The organism is Chitinophaga niabensis (genome assembly GCF_039545795.1).
Classification (GTDB): Bacteria; Bacteroidota; Bacteroidia; order Chitinophagales; family Chitinophagaceae; genus Chitinophaga; species Chitinophaga niabensis_B.
Genome location: NZ_CP154260.1, coordinates 5,259,771 through 5,273,073 on the forward strand (window position 1 = coordinate 5,259,771; position 13,303 = coordinate 5,273,073).

Annotated in this window: 8 protein-coding genes; 7 read left to right on the top strand and 1 reads right to left on the bottom strand. The window is 44.9% G+C overall.

Annotated elements, in window-relative coordinates:
* The first annotated feature begins 54 nt into the window (after positions 1-54).
* From AAHN97_RS20815 to AAHN97_RS20840, 6 genes are all read left to right on the top strand, one after another.
* Entirely contained in the window at positions 55-660 is a 606-nt protein-coding gene (locus tag AAHN97_RS20815) for a 3-keto-disaccharide hydrolase (RefSeq protein WP_343304015.1), read from the top strand.
* A gap of 718 nt (positions 661-1,378) precedes the next feature.
* Positions 1,379-4,546 carry a SusC/RagA family TonB-linked outer membrane protein gene (locus AAHN97_RS20820; protein WP_343304016.1) on the top strand — a complete coding sequence of 1,056 codons (3,168 nt, stop codon included), beginning with the start codon at positions 1,379-1,381 and terminating at the stop codon, positions 4,544-4,546.
* 10 nt (positions 4,547-4,556) lie between these two features.
* Positions 4,557-6,131 carry a RagB/SusD family nutrient uptake outer membrane protein gene (locus tag AAHN97_RS20825; RefSeq protein WP_343304017.1) on the top strand — a complete coding sequence of 525 codons (1,575 nt, stop codon included), beginning with the start codon at positions 4,557-4,559 and terminating at the stop codon, positions 6,129-6,131.
* A gap of 38 nt (positions 6,132-6,169) precedes the next feature.
* A complete protein-coding gene (locus tag AAHN97_RS20830; protein ID WP_343304018.1) occupies positions 6,170-6,874 on the top strand; it encodes a fasciclin domain-containing protein in 705 nt (234 codons plus the stop codon).
* 14 nt (positions 6,875-6,888) lie between these two features.
* Positions 6,889-7,968, top strand: a complete 1,080-nt coding sequence (locus tag AAHN97_RS20835) for a PKD domain-containing protein (protein ID WP_343304019.1) — start codon at positions 6,889-6,891, stop codon at positions 7,966-7,968.
* A 69-nt stretch (positions 7,969-8,037) separates the two neighbouring features.
* Positions 8,038-8,847 carry a purine-nucleoside phosphorylase gene (locus AAHN97_RS20840; RefSeq protein ID WP_343304020.1) on the top strand — a complete coding sequence of 270 codons (810 nt, stop codon included), beginning with the start codon at positions 8,038-8,040 and terminating at the stop codon, positions 8,845-8,847.
* On the opposite strand, the gene AAHN97_RS20845 is transcribed toward AAHN97_RS20840, so the two are convergent.
* Positions 8,848-9,861 (bottom strand): LacI family DNA-binding transcriptional regulator, encoded by a 1,014-nt coding sequence (locus AAHN97_RS20845; RefSeq protein ID WP_343304021.1) that lies wholly within the window; start codon positions 9,859-9,861, stop codon positions 8,848-8,850. It lies immediately after the preceding gene.
* 280 nt (positions 9,862-10,141) lie between these two features.
* On the opposite strand from AAHN97_RS20845, the gene AAHN97_RS20850 reads away from it, so the two are divergent.
* Entirely contained in the window at positions 10,142-13,297 is a 3,156-nt protein-coding gene (locus AAHN97_RS20850) for a SusC/RagA family TonB-linked outer membrane protein (RefSeq protein WP_343304022.1), read from the top strand.
* Positions 13,298-13,303 lie beyond the last annotated feature (6 nt).

A 13,303-nucleotide genomic window follows, 5' to 3' on the forward strand; every position in this document is an offset into this window, starting at 1 on the left:
AAAATTGCGGCGTTTTTATTTATCTTACAAGCCACTAAAAAACGCTACAGTTGTATGAAAAGAAGAATCATGACACTCGCTGTGCTGACCTTATTATCTGTCAGCACTGCCTTTGCACAAAAGCAGCAAAAACTGTTCAACGGTAAAAACCTCGATGGTTGGAAGATCCACGGAACAGAAAAATGGTATGTTGAAAAAGGTGAACTGATCTGCGAAAGCGGTCCGGATAAAGAATACGGCTACCTCGCCACAGATAAAACATTCAAGGATTTTGAACTCACCGTTGATTTTAAACAGGAAGCCAATGGCAACAGCGGCGTATTCTTCCACTCTTCACTGGAAGGCACCAAAATATCCGGATGGCAGGCTGAAGTAGCACCTCCCGGTTCCAACACCGGTGGTATCTATGAATCTTATGGCCGTGGCTGGTTGATCAAACCCACAGCGGAAAAAGATAAGAACCTGAAAATGGGAGAATGGAATACCATGAAGGTGGTGGTGAAAGGTAACAACGTAACCACTTATCTCAATGGTGTGGAAATGATCACACTCGATGATGAAAAGATCGGTGCCAAAGAAGGGCAGGTTGCATTACAGATCCACTCCGGCGGTGGCATCAAAGTGCGCTGGAAAAACATCAAGATCAAAGAAATAAAATAAGCAGCACCAATCTTCTTAAAATAAAGCCCGTTGCGCACACCATGCACAACGGGCTATTTTATTGACGGTAGTACTGTGTGAATTGTACGCAATCCCCTGCTAATGCGGCAAATGCGCGTTTTTAGGTCAAAAAAGTATAAGGAATAGGGAAAATGAAACTAGTTAATCTTGCCTAAAAACGTGAAATTTATAATTGAATAGGCAAGTTTCCACAATCATGAAATAAGATGCGAACTAAGAACCGTTTATAAGTCCTATAGCATGTTATGAAACTGACTTTTACTTGAATTAAACTAGGTCAATTGAGATTCAAACAATCCAAAAATTTATTTTTTTCCAAGTGTGTTGATCCTTTTTTAGGACGCTAACGAATCCTTTTTTTTAAACATCAATGCAATCGTTTGCATCATTTGTCAAGGTTATAGTATGCAAATGGTATTCTTCCGGCAATAGCAGGCCGGCCGGCTATTTATTTTACTTAAAAAAACACGTCATGAATGATTTATTACTTTCCACGGCCAACACATTTATTCAACAAAAAAACAACTGTTAGTACTTCTCCTGTAGCCATCAGAATTTAAGTAGCAATCAGAATTTTAAGGGTCTCTATACATATCCAGCAACGGATATACGGAAATCAATCAAACGCGATCGTCAATTCTCTGTATATGCACACCCAGGTTCCGGGTGCATATTAAATTTTTAAATGATTCCCATTATGAAACAACAAACAAGCGTATCAGCCTGCATTTCCCACGCCAGGAAATGGCTTTTACCCTTCTCCCTCTTCCTCCTTTTTTTATTGTGTAGTATGGTAACGTTTGCACAAGCGGTGAAAGTGGAAGGAACGGTAAAAGACGCAACAGGTAATTTCCTTCCGGGAGTGACCGTAATGGTCAAAGGCACCAAAAAAGGAGTAGCCACCAGCGACCTGGGGCGTTTTTCCCTTCAAGCGGAAAAAACAGATGTACTCGTTTTTTCCTTTACCGGTTTTACCGCAAAGGAAGAAATTGTTGGTCCGCGTACAACCATTGATGTAACACTACTGGAAAACGTATCCACCCTCAACGACGTGGTGGTAGTAGGGTATGGTACGCAAAAGAAAAGAGATGTAACCGGTGCTATCAGTTCCATCTCCGCCAAAGCAATTGAAGAAAAACAACCCGTATCTATTTTCGATGCGATACAGGGTGCAGCACCAGGTGTGCGTGTAATGAGTAATTCCGGTGCACCAGGTGAAGATCAGGATATCACTGTGCGCGGCCTCTCCACATTGTCTGACGGTGGCGTCAGACCACTTTACATTGTGGATGGTGTAACCATGGATAACATCAATGCCATCAATCCAAACGACATTCAATCTATCGAGATCCTGAAAGATGCCGCTTCTGCTGCCATCTACGGTTCCCGTTCTGCTAACGGTGTTATCATTATCACCACTAAACGCGGTGATGACGGTAAACCTAAGATAGATCTGAACTACCTGAGAAGTTACAGCAAACTCTCTAACAGGGTGCCACAGGCGAACCGCCTGGAAAGACAAATGTTCGACCGCAGAAGTAATATTGGCCTGGACCCTAAACCAGATGATTCCACTTCTTTTGCCAGGAATGCGGATAACGATTACCAAAAACTGATCACACAAACCGCAGTAAGGAACCAGATAGATCTCGGCATCAGTGGTGGCAACAAAAACCTGAACTTCTTCAGCAGTCTTCAATACCTGGATGATCAGGGGATTGTACTGAGAAGTTATGCCAAACGCCTCACCCTCCGTAATAATATAGACTACAAGCCAAGCAAGTGGTTCAATATGTCCACCCGCCTGAACTTTAGTTTCATGGACAAAAACAATATCAATGAAGGTAACGTGATCAGGCAAGCCCTGCAACGCCCTCCCGGCATGGCATTATACTTACCGGACGGCAGCTTCATTTATAACAATGGCGGACGCCGGAACCCGATCGCTGAAGCATACTTGCGCAAAGACCTGTCTAAGATCTACAAAGGCGTACTGTATCAGGGTTTTGATTTCCAATTAGCCACACCGCTGAAACTTCACGCAGATGTATCTGCCGATGTGGAACTCACCCGCAGAACTACCTTTAACTCTAAACTGCTGGATACCGGTAACCCGCAGGCCAGCTCAGGTAGTGACAATACTGCGCTGCCTGTAAGAACACAAGGTAACCTTTACCTTAGCTACCAGAAAAGCTTCAACAAGGTCCATAACCTTGCCGCCATGGTAGGTACCAACGTTGAAAAAAATAACCAGGAAGAAGTAAACCTTGCCGGTCGCTTTTTCGTAACGGAGTCTGTGGAAACTCTGAACGCAGCTGGTCAGTTTACACTAACGGATATCTACTCAAACGGTACATTAAACTCTTTACTGGGTGTTTATGGAAGGCTTTCCTATGATTATAAAGGCAAATACCTGCTCGCCGCTACCATGAGAAGAGATGGTTCTTCCAGGTTCGGTACTGATATGAGATGGGGTAATTTCCCCTCTGTTTCTGTAGGATGGAGGTTCAGTGATGAGAATTTCATGAGCCGCTTTAAAGGTGGTGCTTTAACAGATGGTAAGATCCGCGCCAGCTGGGGGATCACAGGTAATCAGGCGATCGGGGATTTTGACGCAGTACAACAATTCGTATTCGGCCAGTACTTTTATTATGATACAAGCGGTGTTCGTACAAACGACAGGTTAGGTAACAGCCTCCTGCAATGGGAAGAAACCGCACAATCAGATATTGGTATTGACCTCACTTTCTTCAATGGCCGCCTCGTTTTCGTAGCAGACTATTTTGTGAAGAAAACATCTGACCTGCTTTATGACGCACCACTGCCACTGGAAGTTGGTTTTCCCGGTAAAGCCAGGACCAACGCCGGTACTATCGAAAACAGGGGTATAGAATTATCTTTAACTGCATATCCCATCAGCACAAAGAACTTTAGCTGGATGACCTCCATCAACTATACACAGATCAGGAACAAGATCACCAGCCTTCCCGGTGGTGACTATGTAGATGGTATCTGGTATGTAGGACAAGGTATGGAAGCGGGTAACTTCTACGGATATGAATACCTCGGTATCTATCAGTATGATGAATCAAATGCTTACACACCTGATTACAGGACCCGCCTGATCCCTCAGTTCCAGAAAGATGCGCATGGTAACGTGATCATTCAGAAAAACATGAAGCCTATCCTCACAGGATATCAAACACCTGATGGCAAGGCCTATTCTGGTGATGTGAAACAATTAACCACTAACGGTTTCGTGTCCAAAGGCGGTGATGTGATCTGGGAAAACCTGCCGGATGATAAAGGCCAGCTGAACGGAAATATCGGGAATGAAGACAGGAAGATCATCGGTTATGGTCAACCAAGGTGGAGCTTAGGCTGGAGCAATACATTCAGATATAAAGGCATTTCCCTCTCCATGAATATATATGGAAACTTTGGTGGAAGCATTTATAATGAAAACAGAAGGAACCTCGCATCCTTCTCTAACAGTAATACCACTCCGGAACCTCACTTTATCCGCAACATGTGGAAATATCCCGGTCAGATCACAGATTCTTATTTAGGTGGAGACAAAACCGCTGATAACTTCCGCAGAGGAAACAGCCAGTTCCTGGAAGATGGTTCCTTTGTGCGCTTGCAAACTGTAAGACTGGGTTATGAACTGCCTAAACACATTATCAGAAGAGCACACCTGCAGTATGCGAACATATTCGTATACGGAAACGGCCTGTTGACCTGGACGGATTATACCGGCTTCGATCCCGAAGTAAGTCAGCGTAGCGTTCTTAAACCAGGAGAAGATCCCGGAAAGTTCCCACGCAAACGTGAATTAGGTATGGGTGTTAATGTTACTTTTTAATTAAACGATCATGAAAAGAATTAAAATATCAGTGCTGTTATTTGCGGGGTTGGCGATAGCCCTCACAAATTTGAAGTGTAATAAGTACTTAGATGAGGAGCCAGTGTCGTCCATTACTCCGGAAACTTTCTGGAGAGATCAGAATGATGCAAAAGCCTGGATGGCAGGTATCTATAATCAACTGCAATCCACTTTAAATACTAACTGGTTCGATTGGGGTGAAGTTCGTTCAGATAACGTTAAAACCGCCGGTACGGGAAATGCGCAGACCAAACTGCTGAATAATATATTATCAGCCAACGATGCGGATATCAATAATGTTACCAGGTGGACGGCCTTGTATACCACCATTTCCCTTTGCAATTATGGTATCAAATATTTCCCCGGCATGATCGAGAAAAACCTTGATCAGGGTGTTACCCGCTATAAAGATAACCTGGGGCAATGTTATGGTTTGCGTGCACTGATGTACTTCTACGGTTTACGCGTATGGGGCCGTGTACCCATCATTACAGAGCCCATCGAATCATTAACGCAGCAAACAGAGTTCCCGAGATCAGACATCGCTGCCGTTAAAAAACAGATCCTGGATGATATTGCCAAAGCGTTGGAAACCATCGGCAGCAATACCAGCGGACCTTCCAGGTATTACATGCAAAAAGCAGCTGTATATGCATTACAAACAGATGTTTACATGTGGTTCCAGGATTATGATAATGCCCTGATCGCAGCTGAAAAAGCTATTACAGAAAGTAAATGTACCTGGGTAACTACTCCGCTGCAATGGAAAAACATCTTCTTAAGTCCTGAAACTTCTACCGAAACTATTTTCAATATTTATTGGAATGATGTGGAAAGAGGCGGAGGAGTTGGTATCTGCCAAAAACTGGGATCTGGTTCCAACACCAACCAATACATGATCACACCAAAGATCTTCCAGGAATTGAGGGAAAGAACGGATGTAAACGGCATTCCTATCGATGGCCGTTTCTGGACAAACTTTGACACGATCAAGTTTTTTAGCGTTACTGTTTACAGCCTGTCTGTTGCAGAGTTCGGCAAATTTTACCCCTGGGCCAGTGGCCAGGCCGGGCCTTTTGTATTTGAGGCCAACAACTCCTGCAAAGCAAAGATCCCTGTTTACCGTTTCGCAGATATACAATTGCTGAAAGCTGAAGCCCTCACGCACAAAGGCCAATACCAGCCCGCGCTCGATATCCTGAACCAGGTAAGGAGCCGTTGCGGTTATCCCGTTAAAGCGCAGCTGGCAGACTTTACAGGAGATGTGATGAAAGGCATAGAACGCGCGATACTGAAAGAAAGGCAATATGAGTTCCTCGGTGAAGGTAAAAGGTGGTTCGACCTCTGCCGTATTGATAAGATGTATGACTTTAGCAACAACGGATACGCCTATCTGCGGGAGACAATGAATCCCATCCTCTCTGCACGTGTTGGCGCTACTCCTTTTGATAACACAGCATCTGTTCCGAATGGTATGGGCAGGATCTTATACCCAATCAACTCCGATGCATTTAATGCTAATTCTAAATTAAGAGGTGATCAGAATCCTCCATATGACGAATAAGACAAACAGCCATTGTGAACGAACATTAAATGATCATTATGAAAAGTATTAAGCAATATATATTACCATTGGCAGTGCTGGGCTGCCTCACATTCGCTTCCTGCGACAAACTGCAGGACGGATATGATTATAACGCGTCCATTTACGATACCAAAGTGAATTCGAACGTGTACGACTTCATGAAGTCAAAACCAGAATTGTTTTCCAGCATGCTCAGCGCAATTGACTATGTAGATAAGGACCCGAACTTCAAAGACGTAAAGCCGCTGTATACCAGTACAGGCAATACTTTCCTGTTGCTCACCAACACTGCGCTTTCAAACCTGGAAGATGGAAACAGCTTCTTTGTACTGAACCTGGTAACAGTAACAGATCCCTCCAGCCCTGACTTCGGCAAACAGGTAAGAGGTACTGATTTTACGCAGTACCCCGTACAGGTGGTAGCTGATCTTTTACGCTACCACGTAATGAAAGGGCGTCATGAATATGCCAACCTGAACTCTACACCGCATTGGGTGAATACTTTTGCCATCAGTGCAACAAACGATTCTGCCAAGGTGCATATTTATCTGCAGGCAACACGTGAAGGATATCTGTTCCTCAATAATTACATAGGCGCGCCCTCCGGATGGGCCGAACTGAGGCCCCGTACGCCAAACTTACTGGCAACGAATGGTGTCATTCATATCATGAACAGGTGGCTCCGTCAGCCTACAAGACAAATAATTGAGAATAATAAATAACTAATGCTATTGTTATGAGAAAGATATTTGGTGCAGTTCTTATGTTTTCACTTTCCCTCTTCGCCCTCTCCTGTAAAAAGGACAAGGTAGAGATCGAAACATTAAGCAAAGCAGGAGAAGAATTTTATTTCGGGGAAAAAGTCCCCGTATGGGCAGGCACAAGAGGTGACCTGAAAAACCTGAGCTATTCATGGACAGCCACCGGCGGTACCTTTGATGGATGGAGAACGCAGGACCTTTTTGAGAACCTGTGGATAGCGCCCACTAAAGCAGGGGAATACACGGTAACAGCTACTGCAAAAGATGGTAAGGCATCCGCCTCCCGCAGTACCACTATGAAAGTGACCCGTTACTTTTTTGATGAATTTCAGAGCGCATACACTTTTAATGGTAATGGATGGGCGCAAAGTAATACCACCCAGGTAAATATTACAGACAGCGATGTGAACAAGGCCAGGGTGGAACTTACAGCCAATGCTACCAGTGGCCCGAATATCCGCCGCACACTGGACCTCGCTGAACTGAAGATCCCTTTCTCCATCAATGCAAAATTCGGATGGAAAACATTCTTCAGGGCCGGCCAGGCAATCACCATCAGCGTGTTCTTTGTACAGCCCGCCGCTAACCCTACCATTCCCTATATGCGGGAGATCAGATGGGAGATCTGGCCAACTGTAAATCCGGCTACTACGGATAACTACCAGATCAGGTATGAAACCTTTACCCCTAACAATTCCGGCTCTTCAAAATTCAGTGCAGCAGGTGCTGTACTGCCATCGCCACTACCACTGGTCTCTCCTGTAAAAGGAAGGAAAGCGGAACTGGCCATCGCTAATGGCGGTGAAAAGAACATCAGCATCTCTATAGACGCAGCCAACGTGATGCATGCTTACATAGATGGCGTACTGTGGTTCCAGAGCAACGGCTTCAAAGACTGGTTAGATTTTGTTAAAGCTGCAAACCCGGGTTTCCCTGATCCTGTAGTAAAAGAATTCAGGATCGCTTTCCCTGCAAAAGCCAATAACAACGAAACAGGTTCCACCTTATTCGTGAACAGCGTATTTATCAATAATGATGGTACCATCCTGAAATAAGGATACCTTATAAACATTTACCGGACGGCGCCATCTTTGGCGCCGTTTGTTTTTATGCTAATTTGCAGCATGACATTACAGCAACAACTTTCAGAAACCACCGCCTACCTCCGGCAACAGGGTTTTGGCGCAGCAAAGGCAGGCATTGTTTTAGGCACCGGCCTGGGAGAACTCATTGCCAAAATAGACATCCATAAAAGCATTCCCTACGGCCAGATCCCCCATTTCCCGGAGTCTACCGTAGAATCACATAAAGGCCACCTGATCTTCGGATACATTGGTAAAACCGCTGTAATTGCCATGCAGGGCCGTTTCCATTATTACGAAGGTTACAACATGCAGCAGATCACTTTTCCCATCCGCATCATGAAAGCCCTCGGCGTGGAAAAACTCCTCCTGAGCAATGCCGCAGGAGGTATGAACCCCGCTTTCAAAAAAGGAGATCTCGTGCTGCTGAACGACCATATCAACCTGCAACCGGAAAATCCTTTAAGAGGCCTGAACGCTCCCGACTTCGGCCCCCGCTTTCCTGATATGAGCAGACCCTATGATATAGCTTTAAGCGAAAAATTACAGGCTGCCTCGGGTAATAAAATGCATAAAGGTGTATACGTAGCCGTAACCGGCCCTAACCTGGAAACCCGCGCAGAATATCGTTTCCTGAAAATGATAGGAGGAGATGTGGTAGGCATGAGCACAGTGCCCGAAGTGATCGTGGCCAACCAGATAGGTTTACCCTGCGCATGCGTATCCGTTGTAACGGATGAATGTGATCCGGATAACTTAGTACCGGTATCCCTTGCGGAGATATTGGCTGTAGCCGGTAAAGCGGACAAAGTGCTGAGTGGCATCTTTGCCGAAGTGATAGCTGGCTTATAATTAACTGGACTTTCGAATGATCAACTCCGTTTTCAATACCCGGATAATAGTTTTCCAATCCGCCACGTCCCGGTTGATCTGATCAATTAATAACTGCGCCGCTGTTTGCCCGATCTCTTTCACAGGTTGGGAAACAGTGGTCAATGCAGGTTCTATCAGTCCGGATGCAAAATCATTACTGAAACCCACCACCGCAATATCCTTTGGAACATTCAGCCCCCTCTTCCTGATCACCTGGATGGCTTCAATAGCCGTAGGATCATTCACCGCAAAAATGGCATCCGGCGGATTCTCCATATTCAGCAGGTGATTCACATAGATCTTTACCTTATCTACATTCAGGTCGTAGGAAATCACCAGCTCTTCATCAAATTCTATATTGTTTTTACGTAATGCTGCCGTATACCCGTTCAGCCTTTTTTCACTGATCTTCAGGGAAGAGGGGCCTGCCAGGTGCGCAATACGTTTACGCCCTCTTTCTATCAGGTGATTCACGGCACGGAAAGCGCCATCGTAATCATCTACGATCACCTTGGGCACATCCATTTCATCACATACCCTGTTAAAAAATACAATGGGAATACCCTTGCGCTGAAAGATCTTCAGGTGATCGAAATTCCGCGTTTCCTTGGTGATCGACACAAGGATGCCATCCACCTGGTTGGCCAGCATCACTTTCGTATTGGCCACCTCCGTTTCATAGGTTTCGTTGGATTGACAGATCACGGTATTATATCCTGCTTTGCTGGCTACTTCCTGCGCGCCAATGATGGCTTTGGGAAAATACGAACTATGGAACTCCGGCACGATAATACCAATGGTGTTCGTTTTTTTAGTGATAAGACTAATGGCCAGCATATTCCGCTGATAATCCATTTTCTCCGCAAATTCCAACACCGCCTGCCGCGTTGCTGCATTCACACTGGGATGTCCTGTGAGCGCTCTGGAAACAGTAGATTTTGAAAGGTTCAGTTCCCGCGCAATATCTATGATGGTTACCTGATGTCTTTTCATGTGGTAAAGGAACGAAATAATCTTCATCTTGGGAACATTCCCATAAAATGGGAATGTTCCCAATCAAGAAATAGTTGTTTTCTTGCGCCTTGGATACCTGTTTTTATAATCTTTGGTAACAACAAATTCACACGTATGAAAAAGCTGTTGCTCACAATTGGCTTTCCTTTGCCTATTCCGTCTATTTTTGTACCCAACCATGCTCATTCGTCGTTTTCCCCCAATCCCTCTCTGTCCCTTTACTACTTGATTTATCAAAATCTTTAAACACGTTGGTTGTATGAATATTACACGTTTGAAACTGTTGCTTTGCTTTTTACTATTGGCAATGGGCGCCACGGCCCAAACGCCCGCAGCAACAAAACTGATCACAGGTAAAATAACTGACACCGAAGGGCAGCCCCTGGAAGGTGTAACCGTTCTGGTAAAAGGTGCCACCGCCAAAGCACTCACCAATGCAGAAGGCGTTTATAACATCAGGGTGGAAAATGCCACCGGCGCCATTCTTGTATTCTCTTATGTAGGTTTTACAACTAAAGAAGTAAAGATCTCCGCCTCCGCCTCTGTGTACAATACCAAAATGGAAACCTCTATCAAAGGTCTTAATGACGTAGTGGTAATTGGTTACGGTACCGTGAAAAGAAAAGACCTCACCGGTTCTGTAGGAGCTGTAAAGATGAGCGATCTGGAAAAAGCGCCCGTACCTTCTTTTGACCAGGCCCTCGCCGGACGGATAGCTGGTGTACAGGTTTCTTCTTTCGATGGACAACCCGGATCTCCGCTGCAGATCGTTATCCGCGGTAATAACTCTGTAACTCAGGATAACTCTCCCCTCTATGTGATAGATGGTTTCCCGATAGAAAATCCCGTGAACAATGTGCTCAATCCGGAAGAGATCGAAGACATCCAGGTATTAAGGGATGCATCCGCTACTGCCATTTATGGCGCAAGAGGTGCAAACGGAGTGTTCCTCATCACTACCAAAAAAGGAAAGGTCGGCGCACCTGTTGTAAAATATCAGACCTGGATGGGCGTATCCCAGAACCTGAAAAAACAGGAAATGCTCAGCCCTTATGAGTTTGTAAAATATTCCATTGAGCAGAACTCCGGTGTTTATACACCTGTTTACCTCTCCAATGGCAGGAAACTGGAAGATTACAAGAACATAAAGGGTATAGATTGGCAGGACCATGTTTTCCGGGATGCTTTCATCCAAAACCATAGCCTCTCTGTAAGAGGCGGTACCGATAAAACGAAATATTCCTTTTCCGGAAACGTACTCGGGCAGGATGGTATCATTATCAACAGCGCCTTCAGACGTTACCAGGGAAGAGTATCGCTGGACCAGATAGTATCGGATAACGTAAGAGCGCGATTAAATGTGAATTATTCCTCCACTAAAACAAACGGTACTATCTCTAATTCCACCAGCACCACCGGTTCCCCTTCCGGCCCTACTACCAGTTTAATGTACAGCGTATGGGGCTACAGGCCTGTTACCGGGGATTCTACCAATGATGAGAATTTACTGGACCTGCCTTTTGATCCGAATGTGGATCCCCTGGCAGAATACCGCATCAATCCCATCCTGTCTACGAAGAACGAATACAATCCCGTTTTCAACAATACCTTTTCTTCCAATGCTGATATAGAGATCAAACCGGCAAAATATTTCCTGTTAAAGATCTCTGGTGGTTTGATCAAAAGTGCCATCAGGAGAGAAGTGTTTAATAACTCTAATACCCGCCTGGGCAGTCCAAAGAGCAGCACGCTTGGTGTGAACGGTTCTGTCAGGAATGAGGAAATGACCAATATACTGAATGAAAACACGCTCACCTACTCACGCAGGTTCAACAAGGAACACAACCTGAATGTACTGGGTGGTATCACCATGCAAAAAGTGAATTATTATAACTATGGCTTCACTTCCAATATGGTGCCCAATGAATCACTGGGTATGAGCGGGCTGGATGAAGGAATTGTGAGCACATCACCAACAGAGAAATCCTCCAATGCGCTGATGTCTTTCCTGGGCCGTATCAATTATGATTATAAATCCCGTTATCTGTTCACTGTAAGTTTCCGTGCAGACGGTTCTTCTAAATTCTCTTCCGAAAACAGGTGGGCCTATTTCCCCTCAGGTGCATTTGCATGGCGGATCGTAGATGAATCTTTCATAAAGAACATTTCCTGGCTCTCTGACGCCAAGCTGCGTATAGGTTATGGCTTAACGGGTAATAACAGGGTAACTGACTTTGCTTATCTATCTTCCCAGCAACTCTATCCCTACTCCGGTTATGCATTCGGTGATTCTCCCGTACAGGGCATTATCCCCAATAACCTGGGTAATAAAGACCTGAAATGGGAAACCACCGAACAAGCGGATATAGGGCTGGATCTCGGTTTCTTAAATAACCGCATCACCCTCTCCACTGATTATTACAAAAAGAACACACGTGATCTCTTACTCTTAGCCACCCTTGCTCCTACTACAGGTTATGCCAACGGTTATCGTAATGTAGGCAGAGTATCGAATGAAGGTGTTGAATTCACGCTCAACACTGTGAATATTCAAACAAAGAAATTTAGCTGGAATACCAACTTCAACATCTCCTTCAACCGCAACAAAGTATTGCAACTAAATGAAGGCGAACCCAGCTTAGCCAGCAGGATCACCTGGGGTAACTTTAACAACGCTTATCCTTACATAGCTATCCCCGGTCATCCGATCGCACTGTTCTACGGTTTCCTGTTTGATGGTGTGTACCAGTACAGCGATTTCAACCAACAGGCAAATGGCACTTATGTGTTGAAAGAGGGGATACCAAACAACGGACAGCCAAGAACAACCGTTCAACCCGGTTACATCAAGTTCAGGGATATCAACCAGGATGGACAGGTAGATAACAGTGACCTCACCATTATCGGCAATCCTAATCCTATCCACATCGGCGGTTTCTCTAACAACTTCACCTACGGTGCTTTTGATCTGAATGTGTTCTTCCAATGGAGTTATGGTAACGATATCTTAAATGCAAACCGTATTGAATTTGAAGGCGGTGATGTAGTGAGGTCTTACCTGAACATGTTCAAATCTGTAGAAAAACGCTGGACACCGGAGAACCAAACGAACGAGCTGTATAAAATAGGTGGTCAGGGCCCATTGGTGTATTCTTCCCGTACAATTGAAGATGGTTCTTACCTGCGTTTAAAAACAGTAGCGCTGGGTTATAACATGCCATCCAAATTAGTATCAAGGGCACACATTAAAGCCCTGCGGTTATATGCCTCTGCACAGAACCTGCTGACCTGGACCAACTACTCCGGTCCCGATCCGGAAGTATCTGTAAGGCCCAGTGCTTTAACACCAGGTTTCGACTGGTCCGCTTATCCAAACACCAGAACTATTACGTTTGGTCTTGATCTCACTTTTTAATTTTAA

Excerpts from the sequence above, each read along its gene's own strand:
- AAHN97_RS20830 (WP_343304018.1), top strand. The coding sequence starts at position 6,170 with ATGAAAAGTATTAAGCAATATATATTACCATTGGCAGTGCTGGGCTGC.
- AAHN97_RS20815 (WP_343304015.1), top strand. The coding sequence starts at position 55 with ATGAAAAGAAGAATCATGACACTCGCTGTGCTGACCTTATTATCTGTC.
- AAHN97_RS20835 (WP_343304019.1), top strand. The coding sequence starts at position 6,889 with ATGAGAAAGATATTTGGTGCAGTTCTTATGTTTTCACTTTCCCTCTTC.
- AAHN97_RS20820 (WP_343304016.1), top strand. The coding sequence starts at position 1,379 with ATGAAACAACAAACAAGCGTATCAGCCTGCATTTCCCACGCCAGGAAA.
- AAHN97_RS20845 (WP_343304021.1), bottom strand. The coding sequence starts at position 9,861 with ATGAAAAGACATCAGGTAACCATCATAGATATTGCGCGGGAACTGAAC.
- AAHN97_RS20850 (WP_343304022.1), top strand. The coding sequence starts at position 10,142 with ATGAATATTACACGTTTGAAACTGTTGCTTTGCTTTTTACTATTGGCA.
- AAHN97_RS20840 (WP_343304020.1), top strand. The coding sequence starts at position 8,038 with ATGACATTACAGCAACAACTTTCAGAAACCACCGCCTACCTCCGGCAA.
- AAHN97_RS20825 (WP_343304017.1), top strand. The coding sequence starts at position 4,557 with ATGAAAAGAATTAAAATATCAGTGCTGTTATTTGCGGGGTTGGCGATA.